The sequence below is a fragment of the Bacillus sp. FJAT-29790 genome, assembly GCF_019039215.1.
Taxonomy (GTDB): Bacteria; Bacillota; Bacilli; order Bacillales; family Cytobacillaceae; genus Cytobacillus.
Genome location: NZ_JAHNZZ010000001.1, coordinates 604,850 through 625,305, shown reverse-complemented (window position 1 = coordinate 625,305; position 20,456 = coordinate 604,850). Strand labels below are relative to the sequence as shown.

Genomic DNA, 20,456 nt, shown 5'->3' with positions numbered 1-20,456 from the left:
TACTTTAAAGAGGTTATATAGCTTCTATGTTCTAGAAGCTATGAAATTTTGGTAAATAGGTTCAAGTTTTCTTCTAGTTTCTTCAATGTTTTTTATCCCATCATTACACATAAGAATGTATTCTTCTTGCATAAGATTCATTACTTCTTGTTTATATTCTTCTGATTTATTATCAAGAATAACAATTTTTAACTTATCAAAGTCTTTTCCTTTTAAGCTAAATTGCACATTTACCTTTGCCCCTTGGTATAACGAGGTTGTTTTAAATGAGACAATATCATTCGAAAGGGTAATATACTTACATGCTTCATCTGAAGCAATAATATCATTACCATGAACAGTAATACCTTTTACTCCACCACTTTGAGAAGTATTATTCATTTTAAATTTTACATCATTAAAGCTTGAACTAATTCCTTTTGAGGGTAGCCTATTATATATGAAGTCAAAGATTAGCATAGTTTTTTCTGATGCACTATCTTGGTCAGAATAGAAACCACTAAACATTTTAATAGTGTAAGGGATTAAAGGTATCCCCAATCTATTTGAAAGGAATTTTTCTATAACGTCTTCAATATTATCGTCCCCTGCTTCAATTGATACCTTATTACCTTCCTTCTCAAAAGTAACTTTATTATCATAAACAGCTGTTAATGAATTTAAATCTTGAACCCCCATCTTCCAATATGTTCCATACTCCTTCACTTTGATGATTAAATCAAGTTTCTCATCATTCGATTCAACATTAACTAGAGCAACCTCATACACAGGAGTTAATACATAAGATTTCACAAATTCAGTTCTTATCTGCTCAATGTTTTTATCTTTTAGTTTACCCAAATTTTTATAGTTATAAGTATACGCGGATAAACCTTTTTTCCTTTTCATAACTGCCATTTCAGCTAAGTCGATTATATCTTGTTCACTAAGTACTTTATCTAAAAGGAGGAAATCGTCTATTAAATCGATTTTATTTTTTTTATCCTTGTCAAGAACATATCCCACTTTGTAACCTTTGATATACTCAATCACTTGCATTTTACTGAATCTATGAAAAGCTCTTTCCAGAACACTTCTTCTATTAATATTATCCACTTATATTCACTCCTAAAAAAGAGATACAGTAATACAAATAATAACATTTTCCAACAACATAAGACAGGGTTTTTGTATTTTAAAACCAACTTTTATACTATCCCACTTGAGCAATTCAAGAAAAAGCTAATTATAGAATAGTTTTTTGTTATAAAGCTAGCAATGATAACCATTGAAATTTTTTATAAAAGAGCTCAAACCCAAGATTAATTCAGAGTGCAGGAGCAGAAGAGCTAAACCATATTTCCATAAATAAACTTTTATATTTGGTGAAAAATGCCCCCGATAATATAAAAAAGACACTCTATTGAGTGCCTAAGCTTTGAATCATATTCATTTTTATTTCCAACAGATTTTAAAACGTAAATTTGTACTAAAATATAGTGAAAATAAGCGTAAAAAAGAGTGTCTTTAGACGATCTCTCTTACTAAATTATCCCCACTTGTTGTTGAAACAAGAAAAGTGTTTACCTAAAACGGTAATTCTAAATAAAAAGATTCTACCACATTGTTAATTTCATATTTTATTCCTACTGGTAGATCACGAAGTTGATCAAATATAGCTATAGGCATTGTAAATAATCTTACGTTACCATGACTAGTATATTCTGTTGCTTCTAATAATCCTCGCTCGACTAAGTTTGCTATTACCCCTTCATAGTTAGGCAATATATCATTCGACAATGAACATCTTTCATTCCAATTCTGTATCATTTTCTTCGTTTCATCTGCCATCCATCTTGAGCCAAAATTCCTGTTTCCAGTATCAAGTATGTAACCGAGTAAAAGAATTTCATTTTGGGTTAGCCTACCTGATAATATTAATTCTTCGAAAGGAATTTTGTCTATTTCTTCAGTAACATCCTTAGTTTGAGTATTAACTTGATCACTTTTACTTACTACTTCATTTTTCGATTTATAATCAATAACCTTTTGAAATAAATGTTCGACAATTCTATTTACGTTATAAGAAGCATAAACCCCCTTTTTTCCATATTCAGTTCTATAGGCATTAACCTTTTTAACTTCATCAAAATCAAAATCTCTAGGAATAGGCTTATCAACAAAATAAACCATAACCTCTTTTTGTTGCTCAATAAAAATGCTAATTTCTTCTAGTGTCCCAGAGGAATGCTCTATTGTGGGAGTGCCAAGTTTTGCCCAGAACACACCAATAAGAATATCGCATTTCTTTACCAACTGTTCATTTATTACTTGCTGAGAATATGTTCCACTATATGTTGGGGTAACATCATTCTCCCATCTGCTCGGAAGAAGTACAGTCTGTAAATGTTCGGCATATACACTGTTCCATTCAAAAATTGCCTTTTCAATCTCATCACGTTCTTGTTGTACATCTGAAGGTGAAGCGATCAGGACACGTAAAACTTCTGCTTTGAAACCCACTTTATCAACCCTCGTTCTGTTATAGTTAATTTGAACTATTCTGGTATAATCCTAAAGATGCAAATACATTATTTCTACACTATTAAATAAAATCCTTCCTTAACTATCAAATCTTGTATAAGGGGATAATATTATCCTTTTATTTTCCTTAATTCTGCGTAAATAGTGGATCGTGGTACGCTTGTCATTTTTACAATATCATTAACACTTAATCTATTTGTTTCTCGTTCATAGTACAACTTTAATGCCTTCTCAATTGCTTTTTTATCTTGTAAAGGTCTACCCATGTGTTTACCTTGTTTTTTTGCTCTCTCTCTACCCTCTCCAGTACGCTCTACAATTATATCTCTTTCAAACTGTGCGAATGAACCTAGAATATTAAAGAGTAATGTTTGAAGTGAATTATTATTTTCTCCCGCTTGAAACTCAATATTTTCTTTTAAGAATCGAACGTTTACACCTTTTGCATTTAATTCATTAACGATGTTATTTAGGTCAATAATCGAACGCGCTAAGCGGTCAATCTTTGTCACTACAAGAGTATCACCTTTAACTAAAAACTGAATAGCTGCTTTCAATTCATTTCTTTTAGTGGTACTTGTTCCTGTAACCTTTTCAAAAAAGATTCGCTTACATCCTGCTTCAACAAACCTTACAAGTGTTATGATTATTCTATATAATTAATTAGGAGTGGATTAAATGAAATACAACGAAGAAATTGTTTTACAAAATAAGTTACTAATCAGGTATGACTTAATTGAAGATGGATTAACATTAATTGAAAGGGAATCGATAATTAATAAAAGTAAGAGATGTGACATTTTATTTCATGACAAAAATGGAGTAAAGCTTTATATCGAAGTAAAAGAAGTTGTAAGTGATGAAGCCATTTCACAAATTTTAAATTATAGAAATTTGGTAGGGGATAGCAATTCAAGATTCATGCTAATCGCAAACTATCCAATAAAAGATATTTATCAATTAAAACTACAAGAACTACAAATAGAGTATAAACATTTCAATAAAAAGGACATAGAAGTATATTTAGAAAATTTAGTTGAAATACCTAAAGGAGGGTCGCCTTATCGCACTAAGGAAAATGTAATCAAAAAGTTAAATAAACAAGGAACTATTCCAAACGATATTTATGAATATGTTTCTAACAAATTGCATACTTTAGACACCCCAATCATTTGTAATATTTCAGATGGAATTATGTTTCAAGTTGTGCAATGTAATGAGAAATTTCTATCAATATCAGCTAAAGTAAATCGTTTGCTATTTCATTTTCCTAATGGAAATCGTGATAGTATTTACGATAAATACAAAAACATTATCTCTGAAATACAACGCTACAAAGATAAGTTTTTAGAGAATGAAAACAAAAAAGACAAAGAACCTAATCAAATTGATATTAAATTGAAACATGTAAAGAGTTTGGAATATGTTAAACCTCTTATTGATGAAGCATATAAACAGGCATTAATAAGCAGTCGGTCAAACATCTAAACAACATTAAGATAGTACACAGTTTCCTAACTATATCTTTATATAAAAAAGGAAACTATGTACTGTTTATCTTATATTCTCCAACTTCACCGATTCTTGTTGGTGTAACATTAGATTTGAATTCTTTAGGTTTAGTAGTGGATATAATAGATTCTTCTTTAGATGACTTTTTCTTGGAAAGACCCTTCAGTATTTTTGATAACATGTATTTTACTACTTCTTTAAGTTATCTAGATAGTTAACAGTTATATATATATTAATAGATAACTATGTACTATCTAATCTCATCTTGTTTCTATTCAAATTCTCTTACTCTTGATTGAATCATTATCGATTATGAAAAGGAAACCCTATATGATAATGGGGTCAATTCCCACTCATTTAAATTCACCTTTTTGTAAGGATTCTGGATTGGCTGGATTCTTGGATTTTTACTTAAACAATTCGTGACAAAGTAAATATAGAATTTGTCTCCCAATTTTTCAGACGTCTTTAACTCATTATCTGTAATAATAAAGCCATCAAATTTACTTGTAGTAGTACCTTTTACTTCGATATAAATTTCATTTCCATCATTATTTTTACAAGATATATCATAGCCTGGTTTTTCACCTTCGTTTGCTAACCATCTGATACTATTCATTTTTTCATCCGCTAGATATTTTAAAACTACTTGTTCGGCTCTGTCCCCTATTTTCTTAGCATTTCTTGAATATCCATTTCCCCTTGCATTTTGCTTAGTCTTAGAGTTATTGTCGTTTGTAATAATTTTTTTGATAAACAAATTATCAACCACTTTTGGGGTTACTTCATGAATACTCGGTAAAGTATCTTCTATTATTTCTACTTCAATTTCATCTGATTTCGAACTTTGAATATCTAAGTTAGATAAACTAACAATTTTAATATAAATTTCCTTTGTTATTTTTCTTACTCCATCTCTCCAATAGTTGCTTTTACTTACATTTTCTAAATAGTTATTCTTGCTATCCTTAAAGTCTATTGCTTCTCCAAACGGTATATATTCTTCTATCTTAGCAAAATATTGATTCTTAGCAGTATTTGTATATGGGTACACCTCTCCTATTGTAGCCAATCCAAAGTAATGTGGTTCTTTAGATAAACGCATAGAGGCAAACTCTCTATTTTTCATTCTGCTTTTGTAATAAATTACTTTAGTACCAGGTGTAAGGATGTTTTTATACCTTGCTGGGAAATGATATAATATACCTGTTTGGTCTTCCCACTGCGACTCATCATTTTCTGCTATAATTGAGTAATTCATACAACAGTCTCCTTTTTTCTTCAACAAACTGACTACATCCATATTTTATTATCTGTTTTATCATCAAAGGGGAAATCTAATCCCCCTTACTGATCTACAAATACGGATGACTCTTCAACTTATTTCTATAAAGTCTTCTAACAATCCTATGTAATTCATCATCATTTTTACTAGGATTTGTATTTATTACAGCAGAAACATCATTACTTTCTACTTTACGTTCTCCAATTTTAAATCCTAACTCATTCATCTTTTCAGCAACTTTAACAACACTTCCAGTAATTGCATACTCTTTAATTATGTGTTTTTCAAAACAATCAGCCACATAAGTTTCAGTCAAATCAACATAGTTTTGTAATTCAGAAATTCTCTTCTTTGCTAATTCAATGTTCACATAGACCATCCTCCTTATAGGTAACAGTTCCATGAGCACAAGTTTAACCCTTTTGAAAATTGTGATAAATATGTGAATAAAGATATTTAAGACACCTTTTAATAAATAGAAACTAAAAATAACACTAAGGAATGGGCTACTTATATTCTATTGTTGTATGATGCACTTTTATATGACATAGAGGACATAACAACATAATATTTGCTACCACATCTAACCCTTTCTCAAACTGTTCCTGAACTGATGGGCTTCCACTAATATAAATCTGCTTTTCTCTAGGTCTATTAACTTCAAATATCTCATTTTAAATTGATACCTTTTCAATTAATAATCCTTTCAAAGGCATAAAAAAGTACACAGTTTTAAGTGAATTTTTGAAAACTATGTACTCTTTTAGGACAGATAATAAAAGCTATTTAGTTGTAAAATGATATTAAGTCCCTTTTAGATATTTTAATATTACAATTTTTCAATCGTTCTTTTCTTTCATTATAAAGTAATTCTAATAAATGCTGTTTTTCATTCATAAGAGCATGGTGTAAAATTCTATGACAATTTGGACACAAGGAGACTATATTTGCAGTGACATCAATACTATTATCAAATAATTCTTGTGTATGCATTGGTATTAAATGATGGGCTTCTACGTAAGGTTTTTTTGTTGCCTTTGATGTGAAGGTTGAATGGCTTGAGTTAACTTCACATTTGTAATCCGCATCCATAATTGCACGTAATGCAACAGAAGCATCTCTTTTCCATTTCCCATTACTATTTCCTCCAGATATCCTATTAGGTTTTTCCTTTGGTTTATCATCCTCTTTTGGTGAAGGTTGCTGAGTATTTTCAATATCTGATAGGAAATTATCATCCTCGATCATTTCAACCATTACAATTTTTTGTGAAGTAATTCTCTGTTTCCCCATCAACGATTCTAGCGCTTTTTCAACACTTCCGAATTGGTCAACAAGTTTATCTATTCTTTCTGATGCAATAGTATTAAAGCCTCTTGGGCTTCCACCATATTCAAGTAAATTGTTAAATTCATTTCCATCAATATTAATTTTTTGAACATCAATCAAGAAATATATGTATTCGAATACTGCACTATTCTTATCTTTAGGAGGCCAAATTTCTTTAGCAAGATCATAATCATGTAACTTTGAGTAAACTGTTCCAAGATACATATATTTCCCTTGTGTGTAAAAAATAATCTTATCCCCTCTTTGAAGGGACTTCCAATTTTTCTTATTATCCTTACCTCCTTTTGCCCCCCAAACGTGAACTAACTTATCAGAATCAACTAGTTCAAGTTGTTTAAGAGTATCCTCATTCAGAAGATTTCTTTTACTTTCTATATGATATGGACTTTCTAGGGTATTTTTAACATTTCGAAGTGCAATCTTATCAGTTTTTGTTCCAGCAGGAACTATCCACCATGTCATTTAACTAACCTCTCTCATTAAAGTTGAGTATATTTTTTACTTGTACCCTTTGATTTTTCAATTGGATACTTCAGATTATTCTTTTCCATTTTTTTCTTCACTATTTCTTCTAGATCAATACTTAACTCACTCGATAACAATATAGAATAGATAACAACGTCAGCTAATTCGTCTTTTATTTTCTCAATGTTCTTTTCAATGGCTTCCCCACTCGTTTTCCATTGAAAATTCTCAAGTAACTCACTTGCTTCCAATGATAATGAAATGGCTAGGTCTTTTGCATTATGAAATTGTTTCCAATCACGTTCATCTCTAAATTGAATTATTTCTTCAATTAATTCTTTCATTCTATCACCATATCTTTCTTTGTTTTAACCTAATTTGACTTTTTTTAATCTATCTGCTAATACACTTTCAATTGCCTTGATAATTGTTTTTTTCATTTGATTTAACATAAATATTAAATCTTGATCAACCAAGGGAATAATTATTCCTCTATCATCAACTGAAGTATTACAACATCTAGATAAAATAATTCCATGTTGTTGATATCTCTACAAAGTAAGTTACATATACTTTGAAATTTTCAAAAACCTTAGTAATATTGTAACAATTTGTCAAGGTTTATGACAGGCATTTAGCACTACTTGTCAAATTATGTAGTCATATACTAAAAAGGAAGTGGTACTCTTAAACGAAATAAGTGTGGTCTTTGATAATGAAATTTTAGAAGGAAAGCACCTTGAAGGTATTATTGTTCCAGCAAATTATTGTATGGTGTTGCTATTTTGTCTTCCATATGTAAAGTAACAAATTTTAAGATGTTAAATCTCTATTTCTAAATTTCCATCTTTAGTCACCAAATAAATTACTTTGCCAATCCCATCCAGCCTTGTCACCCTTCCTTCATATTCCCTAAAGGACCCTTCTCGCCAAATCTTTAACTTCATACTAAAAGCAAACTCCATAGCATAGTGAATTTTATTTTCAAGTTCCACAACCTCATACTTATCAATAATTGGCTTTGCAAGAAAATTATCCTCTATTTCCACCTTTTTCAGTATTGCCACATGTTCCGGCAGAAAGTGAGCTGTCTGCCATTTTTTCCCCGATCACTAATTGCCTTTTCGCATCCCTCCTTTCTTCGTTATAGAACAAATGTTCCCTTTTATTCAATAAAATAACCCCTATATTTATAGAAGTTATTTGTCAAAATATCAGAATATAGCTATGATTGTGCCTACTATTGCTACGATATAAAAAACACTCCTCACATCATCTGGAAATATCCTCTTTTTAACTATGTATGTTCCATATGAGCCTTTTACTTTTACCAACTTAAAGGTACGAGATTTTAATTCCTCTTCAATTTTCTTATTAGGCTCCTTCTCTTGTACTTATTTGATATAGATAGTGGTATTAGGTAAGTAATTTCGTGAATAAATCCCATTATTTAACAACCTTTAGACCGCTACCTATACGGAATAGTGGTTTATTTTCGATAAAATATCAATTTTATTCCAAATAATTCAAATGAGATTCCCAAAAATAATGTCCCCATAAGATTCATTATGAGGACATTGATTATATTTGATTAAAAATACTTATTATTTGGCTATACGATACCCCAAAAAGGAAAATGATGCCTACAGCATACCATTTTACACACATGTAAAAAAATTACCTTTTCACCTTCACCGTCTAAGTTTAAAGATAATAAAATTGGGAATATTTAAATAATTTTATTATACCCTCCTATTGTTGTGGTAATATTTAACTATAAAATATGTGGGAGGGCTGTTAATGGGTTATGGAATAGGTTGCTTAGGAATGATTATATTTGCAATAATGTTATTTTCTTTTGTTGATTTAGGTGCTGGATTTATATTTTTTTGTTTATTTGGAATTGTAGGGAGTGGGATTTTAGGAGAACGTTTAAACTCAAAGCGTAGATTAGGCTATGGTGATGAATTAGAGGAAAAATTTAAAAAAATCGTAAAAGCGATTAAGGATTTTAATATTACACAAGAATTTATATCCCCTAGCCGAGAGTCATATATAGCAATAGATGAAGACAATAAAAAAGTTTGTATAATTGAAAATAAACATAAAGGCAATGGGGAATTGTCATCTATGAATAAATATGATTACCAATATTACGTTTACTCTTTCGCTGAAATAATCCAATCAGAAATTATAAAGGATGGTGTAACCATAACGAAATTCTCAAGAGGTAGTCAAATAGGTGGGGCAATTATTGGTGGGGCCTTAGCAGGTGGGGTTGGGGCAATTATTGGTGGATTAGGTGGTTCGAGTGAATCAACTTCGGTAGTAATGGAGTTAGAATTACAGATCGTTGTAAACAACGCAAAAAATTCTGTCCATAGAGTGATATTTATATCCCCTCATGACCTTGGAGCATTCATGACTGGTGATGAAATAAAGGAAGCCAATCATTGGCACAACCTTCTAACCCATATCATAGACCGAACTGATGGAAATATAATTTCTGAAAATTCATCAAGTACATATGTGGCTGATGAACTAACTAAACTTGCCGATTTATACTCAAAAGGAATACTGACAGAAGAAGAGTTTAAACAGCAAAAACAGAGAATGCTTAACTAACAACCTGTAAAGTTAAACATAAATTAAATAAAAATAATAATCTTGTCAAAGGGTGAGAATGAAAATTGAATTCAGTAAAAGGTTGTTTGATGCTTTTAATGTTTCCCGTAGGATTTATACTTATTTTCTTAGGTCGTGCAGATGGTTGGGGTTTCCTAATGTTTTTGGGATTTATCCTCTGGATTACTTTGGGTATTATTATATTAAATGGAAATGCCCAAGACGCTGAGGATTTCAGTTCCAGAATAAAACTGATTTTATTAAATGAAAATATAAATGGTGAAAAATATATATCAAATGTTGGAACCTTATCAAAGAGAAAGGTTCTATCTATTAATGAGGAACTATCATCTATTATTATTGTTGAGGTACCTAGTTATGTGGATTTGAAAATTGCAAATAGTATTCCTAAAGTACATAACGTTAAATTTAGTGACATCATTGAAGTGAAACTTAATGCTAATTCAAGTACAATTACATCAACTTCAAGAGGTTCACAATTAGGTGGAGCAATTGTTGGTGGCGTATTGGCAGGAGGGGTAGGTGCAATTGTTGGGGGATTAGGTGGTAAAACAGAATCTATTGAATCAATAAGAAAATTGGTTCTCGAAATTGTTGTAAATGACCTATCAAATCCGATTTTCGAAATCCCTTTCTATGATTCAGCGAGTGAATTAAAATTGGGAAGTGATAAATATAATAAAATCACTAATCAGGCAAATCATTGGTATAGAAAGTTTACTGTAATACTATATCAAAATAACAACTAAATTAATTGGCTTACCTAAACTGTTAGAAGCAAGGGAAATAATTTCTTTGCTTTTTTTTATTTTACAAAGGAGATGAAATTATGAACAATCTGCAACGCCTTGAATTAGAGGTTCAAGGCATTGAACTTTCACATGAAGAAATACAAATTTACCTAGAAGAAAGTGGATTAAAGCACTATGACGAATATAAACCCAATTCTAACCTGTCCAAGCGTTCTATCTATAAAACTGCTTTATCCGTTTTAGAATCCATTGCAAACCAACCTTCACTCATGAAGAATTATAAACAAGATGATATGAGCATTTCGGAATTTGCCGATACCCTACAGTAACGAATTGACCAATTAGAGAGAAAGGATCTACAAATGCCTGTCGATGATAAAAGTGATAGTTCATTCTTCAACAGATTCCAATAAGAAAGCAGAAAATCACATGAAGTTTTATCTGTTTACTGTTTCAAGAAAATGACTTTAACCATTTGTTAGATAATTTTGGAACGGATGGATATGTGAATAATAAGCCTATACAAGCGGTTATTACAAGTAATTCAATCAAGGAGTTTAATGATAAATATGTTTCAACTCGCTTTCGTTTTATACCAAGCGTTGTTATATGTTAAATCACTTGCGTTGCTTTAACAAAAATTCAATTTCGAAATCAAGCTGTAGTAGAGGGCTAGGTGTGCTCTACCTTATATACGGCACTACACCCACTTAAATGGTCAAAACCACCCCCCGTGAAAGGATATCTGCCACCGGGAACAATTGAAGGGGGAATAATATTTGTCGAATATTTTCAAGATTCTATAGTGCAATAAGCCTAGCTATCTACATATATTTATAATTTGTTCCTTATTTCTCTTGAGAACATCTAATATCTCACTGTTTCCACTTGAGTCATATTTAGCTAAATTAGTTTATTTGCAAGGAAGGAGTTAAATTTGACCTAGCCCTTATACTTGCTCTTTTAGCTTTCGTTTGGCTCTAATTAGTGTACTTTTGCTAATGCCTGTCATTTCTTCTACCTGTTTATATGAATTGCTCTCCAGTAACTTTAAAGCGTGTTCAATGGCTTTTTTCTTATGAACAACCGGTCTGCCTTCTCTAAAATCATCTTTTTGCTTTGCTATTGCTTTGCCTTCTTGGGTTCGCTCTACAATCATATCCCTTTCAAACTCCGCAAATGCACTCATAATATTAAATATTAATCTTCCTGTTGGTGTATCTTCAACTAATCCCATATTTAAAACATGGACCTTAACACCTTTTTCAAAGAGTGCTTTTATTGTCTGAATACCGTCTACTGTTGAACGTGCAAACCTATCCAGTTTTGTAACTACTAATGTATCACCTTCTTTTAAGATTGATAGCAATTCTTGAAACTCAGGTCTGTTTTTTTTAGTCCCAGTAAACTTTTCAGAATAAATCTTTTTGCAACCTTCATTCTCCAATGTTTGAATCTGTGCATCTAAATCTTGTCCAACTGTTGACACCCTAGCATATCCATATTTCATGTTATCCTCTCCCTTTTTCGATATGCATTTATGACACTAAGTTACGATACCCCTCTATACCTTGATAATACTACAACTCAAAAACAGGGTCAATACTTCTAAGATATGATACTTTTGATTCAAGATATATTTTGTTCGTACCACTTCTCGCTCTTATGTATAATAAGAATGAAAGGAGGGATACAATGAATATCTACTGTGGCGTTTGCCATAAAGTTTTAAAAGATGCTAATATAGTTAAAATCGACATTATCAATACACTTACCCATTACACTTGTATCGGCTTGCACTCTGTTCTAATAAAAAAGATTTATACATTTGAAAATATAAAGCAAAAACATTGGTCTATCGCATGGAGTTAATACATTAATGGCTATTATCGTTTGTATCCACGAAAAAAGGCAAGGAGAGAGCCCTTACCCTTTTTCTTCACTTTGGAATTTATTTAGGTTAGCCATTAACATCTGATAAACCGCCCTTATTCCCGTGCCACTGCCAGGGAAAGTAATGTTTTTATTATCCTTATCCCATGAGCCACCATGGCTTAACCAAATATCGTTGTGCCTCCACTCTGTTGTTTCTATTATTCCGTAAATCACTTCATCTGATAACATAAATTTACTCTTAGTATTATGAATAAATTTACATATCCCCTGTAAGGTTGTTGCTTTACCTAATAGATATTTTTTTCGATTGGTAATGTCGTCCGGCAGAGTCGAAAATAAATTATCGAAAGTCTCATTAACCTGGGACTTATAAGTTTGGAAGTTTTCTTGCGTTAGAAAGTCCTCGGTTTGTTTTTCTGTACCCACCAATAAGAAACATATGCTATTCGCTATTGTACTTAAAAGAGCGAAATTTGTATTCTTATCAGAAAGTCTGTCACTCTCCATGTCGATGCCATACGAAACAAGGTAATCGTTCCCTAGAGAAATTTCCTTTGCTAATCTGATATATAAGTTAGATTGGTCAAATTTTAAACTTACAGACTTACTAGGTGGCTTTGCCAAGTTGTTCAAATCATGAAACAACTGCTTCTCTTCATTTTCTGAAATGTTAGCAAAAATAACGATTGGGAGCACCATATCATTTAAATAATCCAATTTCCGTTTTAAAGCGTTTTTAACTTCACCAGCTTTAGTTTTCTTGATTTCCTTCCTCAGCTCACTTATCGCTTTCTTGACCCCTTCAAATCTGTGTTGACCATCATTAATTGATAAACGGCTAGTTGTGTCAATTGCGATCATCTGCTTGGAGTCATTAAAGAACATATTCCCTCTACATGTAACAGTAAGTGAAGTTAAGAAGCTCATATTTTCATCCTCTAACCCCTTTAAAATGTAACCTGATATTAAATTCACTCTCTTTTTATCTACATTTCTTTGGACATGAGGGAAAACTGCCAAAAACTCCTCCAAATCTTTAAATTTGATTAGTGAAGTATAAACATCTTTGCCAAACTGTTTACCTTTTGTGCCAGAAATAGTGGTAATTGAATCTGTAGCTAACATGTTGTATTCCTCCTTTAGGTAAGCCCATTATTACTTGTAATAAATATATTTCCTAGAATATTGTTTAAGAACACTTTTTTAAAATGCTACTTTATATTTATTTAATTTCAGCTATCATTAATTCTTCCGAATAGGTTGCGAACCCTTGAAAATACAGACCTTAAGAGTGATATAGGGATATTAAGTTTCACGATACTAAAGATGATTGAAGGCTTGAAGATAAAGGGTTTTAGTGTGCTCCACGGCAATCATATCGTAAATAATAACAAGGGTGTATTTTGGCATTACATAATTGATAATCATCCTCAATGAGATAATAAAAAAATGAGAACGACACAAAGGTCGCTCTCATTTACGAAATATCATTTATTATAACGGGGAATTTTCATCTTTAATAAGGAACAGCATTTCTCCTTCTCTATCCAATATTTTTCCTTTTTTTGATTTCACATTTTTCACTATTAACTTATAAACTTCTTCATATGAATATCCTTCATGTGGAGGCAGAACTATAATATGTCTGCCGTCTGTATTTGAAAGTTTCAGAGTAGTATCCATTTTATTCCCATTTTCATCTACAACATATATATTTTCTTGATTAATAGTACTCGGGTCAACTTCTAAATTAAATAAAATACGCCAGAGCGCTTTTTTATCTGTTGTAATTTGTTTTTCCCCTACACCTTCTACAATGTAAAAAGGCTCATCATTAGCTGGTTCATTAATAGTTGTAAACTGCATTTTTACTGGATTTCCTAAACTCTTACCATTCCTACCCTTAACCCTATCTGTAATAATTAAATAATATTTTTTTCATATTCATAATTAAAAAAGTTTTCGACAACTACAGTATCTTCACTATTGCCTATGCTGACAATCACATTACTTAAACGATTACCATTTGAATCTTCAATATAAATATTTTCTTTATTAACGGTTTCATTTAGTACCTCCATATTAAATTTTATAGTCCATTTTTTATCTATTGCTACATCCTTTTGATCCCATGGACTTTCCGCAATTGTCATAGTAGACCCAGTAAATAAAAGTAATGATACAAACAAAAAACAAAAAAAATTTTTCAAAATTATCCCTCCTTAGTCATAGTTCATTATCATTTATGAGCCGCAAATTGGATATATTTAGAAACTAAAAAAGAGAGCAGATATTTTGCTCTCTAAACAGACCCGAAAAATCGGCTTTCTTCATGTCGAAATTTGTTTGCGTATGTTTTCCGTGTATTGTTGGTAGGGCCCCTTATACAATTCATCAAACACTTAAACATTTATAATTATTCCCATGCTACACAATGGACAAAGGAATAAATGAAAGAATGGAATCCAAATGGGAATGGGAATTTGCTGTGGGGCTTGTCATAATGAATTGAAAGACGATGACATTGTCACAATGGATATTATGAATAAACTGACTCATTTGACGTGTAGTGATCTCGACACTGAACTGATTAAAAACATAAATACATTCGAGAATATAAAACAAAAATACTGGTTTTATCGTATGGAATTAGTAGATTAACCTCGTACAAGTTCTTGCCCTTATATTGGTTATCGTCAATCATGTTCGGAATGATCTAAACCTTGAAAATACTAACTTTTCAGCTTGTCTAAGAATAATCTTTGGGATGTTAATTACACGACTAAAACTTTGATATATAAGCATATTCAGTCTGTTTTGATGCTCTCGTATCGTAAATTTATAACAAATGTATGTTCCTATATGTGTAAATTTTCGAATAGAAAATTAATAACATATCTTTTTGCGGTAAGTAAAATAGGGGCTAAGAATAATTGTAATCTATATATATATATATATATATATATATATATATTATATGTACCGCAAATTCATATGTTGTTGAAATACGAAACTAGAATGGCAATTGCTCTAGTTGAATATTCAAGTTTTCTTCTTCTTTCAACATTTCGAGATAATCCTGTTTCTTCATAATGTCAATCCTTCTGAATGGTACAGGATTATCTTCAAACAAAACATATTCATTTGTTATGTAAGTATTTGCCATTCTTTCACTCTCTCTTAATCCAACAGCAAAGAATTTCTGATTGTGCTTAAATCTGATTACCTTGTATCCTTTCAACTCATTAAGATATTTGTCAAGGGTTCTATCAGCAATTCCTGTTTCTTCAACCAATCGTTCAAGTGGTACATCATACCCTCTCTTGAAAATATCATTCTTGTGTTTGAGATAAGCGTATAGGTAAAATCCTGTACAACCAATTTCTTCATTACCCATACAATACATAAAGACCTCAAATGGAATACAGTGGGTGTTCTCAATCCCAAAAAACGTTCCTGCTACTCCCAAATCTCCATCTTCTTCAACATACCGATTAAATGCCTTTACTGGAAATTTTATTGTAAAATTCTTTGGTATATCTCTCCTCATCAGTTTTTCCGTTTCCGCATCGTCTAAATCACTTAGCCATGTAAATTCTAATTCATTATCTTCCAATCTTGTTAAATATGGAAGGTCTCTATCTATTCTTGTATATCCAATATTATCTAGCAAACCGTTTTTCTTTATGAGGTAATTAAGTGTCTGCGTTCTAGGATTATACCCTAATATTTCCTTGATTTTGGGATTGCTAAGTGATTCATTGCTACCAATGTATTTCGTATATCTGCATAACCACGTTACTAGATAGATATAAGAGTAAGCAAATGCAATATGTGGGGTGTTCTTGATATTCGCCTTTAAATCTTTAAATATCTCATTTGGCATAAATAATTTGCTTTCGTATTCTTTATTATATTGTAATAGTTTTGCAATTTCCTCGTATTTCATAAATAAATTACCTCCGAATTTTTAATAGAATTTGTATGGGGTTAGTTTGTGATTATCTTGCTTTGTATTCATCCAGTGCCTTCTGCAACCTTTCATCAATTTGATATAAATTGAAAATCATTTTTGGATTTTAATTCCTGAGCCAATATTATTTAATGTCCTTCGTTTAAAGAAAACCCTATACAGATTGTTATTGTAAAAGTAATATTTTATCAATGACATTCTAGGAAGCGCTGTACATTTACGCTTCCTATTACCTTGTTGTTTTCCCTTTTTTTCACGCTTTCACCCAATTAATTTTGATTTATCTTTGATGACATTTTGGAATTTAATTACAATATCGTCAATTTTTATTATTTTTCCTGCCTCGCATGTGTAAATTAAGTTTTTGCTCACACCTAATCTTTTGGCAAGCTGCGATTTACTGGAGAAAACCTCTATTCCAATCACTTCATATTTTTCCGTAGTCTCTCGCATGATTACAGCACTCTGCATGCTACCCTCTTGTGAATGCACATTTTTATTTAATATTTCCACGTTAAAATCGTAATCTTTTGTTGTCCTATGTACTTCAGGGACGTATTCTATAGCCTGTCCATTTATTAAATAAACCATCATTGCTTTTCGCATTTCTTGCTTTAAACGATCATCCTTCCACATGTTGTCTCTAATTTGCGGAATATTTGCACCTAACAAGCATTTTGTATTTTTATATTCTTCTCGCTGACCATTTACTGTGTGATCTTGTGATCTGTCATATATGTTTCTTGCGTTATCATAAAGCTTTTTGTAAGCTAACTGATCTAATTTTTTTAATTCAATAGGGAACTGCATTTTTTCATTTTTCATTTTCCATTTACCTCCATATATTTTTTTGATAATTCTTTTCCTATATTCAGGTTTCAAAAACATCTGCAATTACTGATCTCCCACTAAGTAAAACTTGACTTTACCATTATATTTTCACCTTCCTTTTTTTATAAAAAATCTGTTGACACCATCCCAAAATATTTGTATAATAAAATTAGGTAATTGATAATTTTAAGATGGGGTTCTATACCCTAAAAATGGTACATTCTTTATTATCTCATATTTTATAAAAAAAGTCAATAGTTTAACAGAATTATAGTTTGATTTTTTTGTCATTAATCTGACTATTCCTATGCGGTAATAAGTGTTTAAGGCGAAAAAAGTGTTAAGTTTTTCTCAATCTCTATCCAATCTATGTCTTTATTCAACCTTTGGTAGATGCTATTATTTTCTTATGTGGCTTTATTCTCTCCAAATATTCATAAATCGGTTTACTGAAGCTCCCTCAGCCGCTACAAAGACAGAAAGCATGAATCTTTTACATATTAAAATGTTAATTCTTCATGTTTTTGCTAAAATACAAACAATTTATTCAGTATTGATAAAAAACACAATATAACGAACATAAAAAGACGATGCACAAAAAGTAACGGGTTCGGTTGTTGGGAAGAAAACATTAAAAAACACAATGATTGGGGACACAATTCACGTATGAATTGGTGTTCCCTTTTTAGTCGGTATATCAACGTTTGAACGCTTTATATGGATGATTTGGCACAACAATTGGTACAGGAATTAACAGCATCGCATAAATTTATGCGCCTTTGTTAAATCCTGCGTTAAAACGCTTGCTAATTGGTTGAACATAACAACGAGAACTCCCGCTCAAAGGTGCCCACCTAAAGTCAATTGAAGTAATTTTTTTGGAGGAAACAAGAAAATCTGTGTTAAGATAAATTAAAAGGTTCCGTGTATAGAATCGATTCAACAAACGGAGCCATATTGTTGGATAAACAAGGTATTATTTTTCAAAAGATTTATCATGTATGGAATAGGGGTGGTTGCATGTTTAGTTTTCAAATTCTTAAAGATAAACGGTATTGGATTCTTCTGCTCCCATTCATAATTATCTTGGTAGGTGTTTCTGTCTTTGCGTCGAATTATTTTGCGGAAAATCCTTTGATGGTCCCCATATTTCTACTCTTAAACACAATCTTGTTTTGGGGGATATACCACTTGTGGAAATATGTTGGAGATAAAAAACACGGAGATAATTGAAGTCTTTATTTTGTTCTCCAATCGAGTGCGATGTGAAACGAACTTGCGGAAACTCCTGTTTAATATTTTACGAAAAAGTTAAATTCCCTTTAAACTAGCCCCCTCTTTTGAGGGGGCTACTCTTATTTAAATACCATATTTAGCGGAGAAAAAAGATTATGTTGTTTTTTAACGTCTGTATTTGTCATCTGAATGTATTTTCTCACCATCGACATATCAGTGTGTCCAAGTATCTTTTGAAGGCTAAAAGGGTCACCACCGTTCAAAATATAGAATAATGCTCCCGTGTGCCTAAAAGTATGGGGTGATACTCTTTTTTTTACTCCTGCTTTACTGCCAATCTCAGCTAAGTTTTTTCTCACTGTATTATCAGATAATGGTTCTCCTTCATAAGTTAGTAACAAAAATTCGGTTTCATACTCTTCTGTTATGGCTAAATACTCCTTTAACAATTTTGTTGTTCGAATTGATACGGGAACAGTCCTCGCCTTTTTTGTTTTTGTTCCTTCTGATTCTAGTGTAATAAATCCTGCTTTTAGATCAACATTTTTCCTTTTCATTCCAACTAATTCTGAACATCTTACAAGTGTGTCTAATAACAAATAAATTATTAATTTGTCCCGAAAGCCCTTGTAAGACTTGTCATCTACTACTGAAAGTAACTTCTTTATTTCATCAGAGGTAAAAGATTCTAATGTATCCTCTTTTGTTTTAACTGGCTTAAAATATTCATGAATAGGTTCAACAATATAGTCATTTAGGTAGCAATATCTTAAAAAGGCTCTAACAGTTCTAATTCTTACATTTGCTGTAACTGGACTTAAACCTTTTTCATGTAACATATAAGCAATATAGCTTTTGAAAAGTTCCTTACTGAACTGGTTATTAGTTATTTCCTCTCCTAAGAAACCCATCAAATAATCAAAGTGGACATTATAGTCATGTAGTGTTCTTTCAGAAAGCCCTTCAATACTTTTATCTGCTAAGAACATATCAAACAATTCTCTTATTGAATATTCTTCAATATTATTTTTATTAGGTACATGAATACCTACTCTAGAATACATTCTAACCTTAGTTTTTTTCATTTTTGACATGAATAAACCTCCTACATTTTATCAAGTAGAAGGCTATAAACTATATTTTACGCACACGGTCTCGTTAAACGGTCTCCAACGAACTCGCTCAAAAAGTGCAATTAAACCGTTGGAGAAATAACTTAACTTATATGTGAAAAACCCTTAGGTATCAAGGATGGCGGGACTGTCTGGGAATCGAACCCAGCTGACCTGGCACGCAGGTCACAAGCGGTTTTGAAGACCGTGGAGGACACCAGTACCCCATTCAGCCCCATTAAAGGACTTATTCTATTATATTAATTTACAATAGATCAATCAAGGAAAACCTTCTGAAGTTTCTCGCAAATCGTTCATGTCTTGTCTGCCAATACATGAACGATTATAATAGAGATAGGAAAATATGTGTGTAGGTGAGGAAAATGCTTGAAGGCTGGTTTATGTGGTTTATCCTGTTTTGGGTTGTTATATTGATTTCGTTCTTTGCAATTGGCGGTTTCTTTATGTTTCGTAAGTTTTTGAAAAGATTGCCGAAAGAGGACGGTAAATCGGATTTGGATTGGGAAGAGCATTTTGTCAATGAAACGATCCACCTATGGGAACAGGAAGAAAAGAATCTGCTGGAAGATTTAGTTAGTCCAGTCCCTGAACTGTTCCGAGATGTTGCCCGTCAAAAAATTGCTGGAAAAATTGGTGAGCTTGCAGTAAAAGAGCACGCATCGAATATCAATGAAGATTTGATCATACGTGGTTATATTTTAGCTACGCCTAAAAGAGATCATAAATTTCTCAGAAAAAAATTATCAGAGAAAAAAATAAATATGACTCCATACGAGCATTTATTTTAGCCATTCCGATCCATTGGAATGGTTTTTTTCTGAGAAATTTGAGACAAATCCGCTTTTTTACCATAG

General features: G+C 31.6%; 22 protein-coding genes and 1 tRNA gene. 6 read left to right on the top strand and 17 right to left on the bottom strand.

Annotated features, from left to right (window positions below):
* Positions 1-24: 24 nt before the first annotated feature.
* The 3 genes from BGM26_RS03010 to BGM26_RS03000 all read right to left on the bottom strand — a co-directional run bounded on the left by BGM26_RS03010 (position 25) and on the right by BGM26_RS03000 (position 3,167).
* Positions 25-1,095, bottom strand: coding sequence for a hypothetical protein (locus BGM26_RS03010; RefSeq protein WP_217038268.1), 1,071 nt, complete (start codon positions 1,093-1,095; stop codon positions 25-27).
* A 471-nt stretch (positions 1,096-1,566) separates the two neighbouring features.
* A complete protein-coding gene (locus BGM26_RS03005) occupies positions 1,567-2,502 on the bottom strand; it encodes a hypothetical protein (protein ID WP_217038267.1) in 936 nt (311 codons plus the stop codon).
* Between the two features lie 131 nt (positions 2,503-2,633).
* The gene (locus tag BGM26_RS03000) at positions 2,634-3,167 is read right to left on the bottom strand and encodes a recombinase family protein (RefSeq protein WP_367949317.1); all 534 of its coding nucleotides are present in this window, start codon (positions 3,165-3,167) and stop codon (positions 2,634-2,636) included.
* 34 nt (positions 3,168-3,201) lie between these two features.
* Here BGM26_RS03000 and BGM26_RS02995 point away from each other — a divergent pair, with 34 nt between their 5' ends.
* Positions 3,202-4,011: an endonuclease NucS domain-containing protein gene (locus BGM26_RS02995; protein WP_217038266.1), complete on the top strand. Its 810-nt coding sequence runs from the start codon at positions 3,202-3,204 to the stop codon at positions 4,009-4,011.
* Positions 4,012-4,345: 334 nt separating this feature from the next.
* Here the strand turns inward: BGM26_RS02995 and BGM26_RS02990 are convergent, their stop codons facing one another.
* From BGM26_RS02990 to BGM26_RS02965, 6 genes are all read right to left on the bottom strand, one after another.
* Positions 4,346-5,296: a protein NO VEIN domain-containing protein gene (locus tag BGM26_RS02990; protein ID WP_217038265.1), complete on the bottom strand. Its 951-nt coding sequence runs from the start codon at positions 5,294-5,296 to the stop codon at positions 4,346-4,348.
* A gap of 94 nt (positions 5,297-5,390) precedes the next feature.
* Positions 5,391-5,690, bottom strand: a complete 300-nt coding sequence (locus tag BGM26_RS02985; protein ID WP_217038264.1) for a hypothetical protein — start codon at positions 5,688-5,690, stop codon at positions 5,391-5,393.
* A 416-nt stretch (positions 5,691-6,106) separates the two neighbouring features.
* Positions 6,107-7,132, bottom strand: a complete 1,026-nt coding sequence (locus tag BGM26_RS21630; RefSeq protein ID WP_302053211.1) for an HNH endonuclease — start codon at positions 7,130-7,132, stop codon at positions 6,107-6,109.
* Between the two features lie 17 nt (positions 7,133-7,149).
* The gene (locus BGM26_RS02975) at positions 7,150-7,479 is read right to left on the bottom strand and encodes a nucleotide pyrophosphohydrolase (protein WP_217038263.1); all 330 of its coding nucleotides are present in this window, start codon (positions 7,477-7,479) and stop codon (positions 7,150-7,152) included.
* Between the two features lie 477 nt (positions 7,480-7,956).
* Complete coding sequence (locus BGM26_RS02970; protein ID WP_367949262.1) at positions 7,957-8,184, bottom strand: YolD-like family protein; 228 nt, start codon at positions 8,182-8,184, stop codon at positions 7,957-7,959.
* Positions 8,168-8,308 carry a hypothetical protein gene (locus BGM26_RS02965; protein WP_217038262.1) on the bottom strand — a complete coding sequence of 47 codons (141 nt, stop codon included), beginning with the start codon at positions 8,306-8,308 and terminating at the stop codon, positions 8,168-8,170. The genes BGM26_RS02970 and BGM26_RS02965 overlap by 17 nt, the downstream gene beginning before the upstream one ends.
* 627 nt (positions 8,309-8,935) lie before the next feature.
* On the opposite strand from BGM26_RS02965, the gene BGM26_RS21330 reads away from it, so the two are divergent.
* From BGM26_RS21330 to BGM26_RS02950, 3 genes are all read left to right on the top strand, one after another.
* Complete coding sequence (locus BGM26_RS21330; protein WP_254118948.1) at positions 8,936-9,760, top strand: SHOCT domain-containing protein; 825 nt, start codon at positions 8,936-8,938, stop codon at positions 9,758-9,760.
* A gap of 65 nt (positions 9,761-9,825) precedes the next feature.
* On the top strand, positions 9,826-10,530 hold the full coding sequence (locus BGM26_RS02955) for a hypothetical protein (RefSeq protein ID WP_217038261.1): 705 nt from the start codon (positions 9,826-9,828) through the stop codon (positions 10,528-10,530).
* Positions 10,531-10,610: 80 nt separating this feature from the next.
* Positions 10,611-10,862, top strand: coding sequence for a hypothetical protein (locus BGM26_RS02950; protein WP_254118946.1), 252 nt, complete (start codon positions 10,611-10,613; stop codon positions 10,860-10,862).
* 620 nt (positions 10,863-11,482) lie between these two features.
* Here the strand turns inward: BGM26_RS02950 and BGM26_RS02945 are convergent.
* The 4 genes from BGM26_RS02945 to BGM26_RS02930 form a co-directional block, all read right to left on the bottom strand.
* The gene (locus BGM26_RS02945; RefSeq protein WP_217038260.1) at positions 11,483-12,043 is read right to left on the bottom strand and encodes a recombinase family protein; all 561 of its coding nucleotides are present in this window, start codon (positions 12,041-12,043) and stop codon (positions 11,483-11,485) included.
* 416 nt (positions 12,044-12,459) lie between these two features.
* Entirely contained in the window at positions 12,460-13,554 is a 1,095-nt protein-coding gene (locus BGM26_RS02940; RefSeq protein ID WP_217038259.1) for a DNA sulfur modification protein DndB, read from the bottom strand.
* Positions 13,555-13,923: 369 nt separating this feature from the next.
* Complete coding sequence (locus tag BGM26_RS02935; RefSeq protein WP_217038258.1) at positions 13,924-14,295, bottom strand: hypothetical protein; 372 nt, start codon at positions 14,293-14,295, stop codon at positions 13,924-13,926.
* Between the two features lie 56 nt (positions 14,296-14,351).
* The gene (locus tag BGM26_RS02930; protein ID WP_217038257.1) at positions 14,352-14,639 is read right to left on the bottom strand and encodes a hypothetical protein; all 288 of its coding nucleotides are present in this window, start codon (positions 14,637-14,639) and stop codon (positions 14,352-14,354) included.
* A 259-nt stretch (positions 14,640-14,898) separates the two neighbouring features.
* Between BGM26_RS02930 and BGM26_RS02925 the strand changes: the two genes are divergently transcribed.
* Complete coding sequence (locus tag BGM26_RS02925) at positions 14,899-15,090, top strand: hypothetical protein (protein ID WP_217038256.1); 192 nt, start codon at positions 14,899-14,901, stop codon at positions 15,088-15,090.
* A 352-nt stretch (positions 15,091-15,442) separates the two neighbouring features.
* Here the strand turns inward: BGM26_RS02925 and BGM26_RS02920 are convergent, their stop codons facing one another.
* The 4 genes from BGM26_RS02920 to BGM26_RS02905 form a co-directional block, all read right to left on the bottom strand.
* A complete protein-coding gene (locus BGM26_RS02920) occupies positions 15,443-16,378 on the bottom strand; it encodes a hypothetical protein (protein WP_217038255.1) in 936 nt (311 codons plus the stop codon).
* Positions 16,379-16,663: 285 nt separating this feature from the next.
* On the bottom strand, positions 16,664-17,227 hold the full coding sequence (locus BGM26_RS02915) for a hypothetical protein (RefSeq protein ID WP_217038254.1): 564 nt from the start codon (positions 17,225-17,227) through the stop codon (positions 16,664-16,666).
* A gap of 1,361 nt (positions 17,228-18,588) precedes the next feature.
* Positions 18,589-19,563, bottom strand: a complete 975-nt coding sequence (locus tag BGM26_RS02910; protein WP_254118944.1) for a tyrosine-type recombinase/integrase — start codon at positions 19,561-19,563, stop codon at positions 18,589-18,591.
* Positions 19,564-19,721: 158 nt separating this feature from the next.
* Positions 19,722-19,818, bottom strand: a tRNA-Sec gene (locus BGM26_RS02905).
* A gap of 146 nt (positions 19,819-19,964) precedes the next feature.
* On the opposite strand from BGM26_RS02905, the gene BGM26_RS02900 reads away from it, so the two are divergent.
* Positions 19,965-20,390, top strand: coding sequence for a DUF2621 domain-containing protein (locus tag BGM26_RS02900; RefSeq protein WP_217038253.1), 426 nt, complete (start codon positions 19,965-19,967; stop codon positions 20,388-20,390).
* The last annotated feature ends 66 nt before the right edge of the window (positions 20,391-20,456 follow it).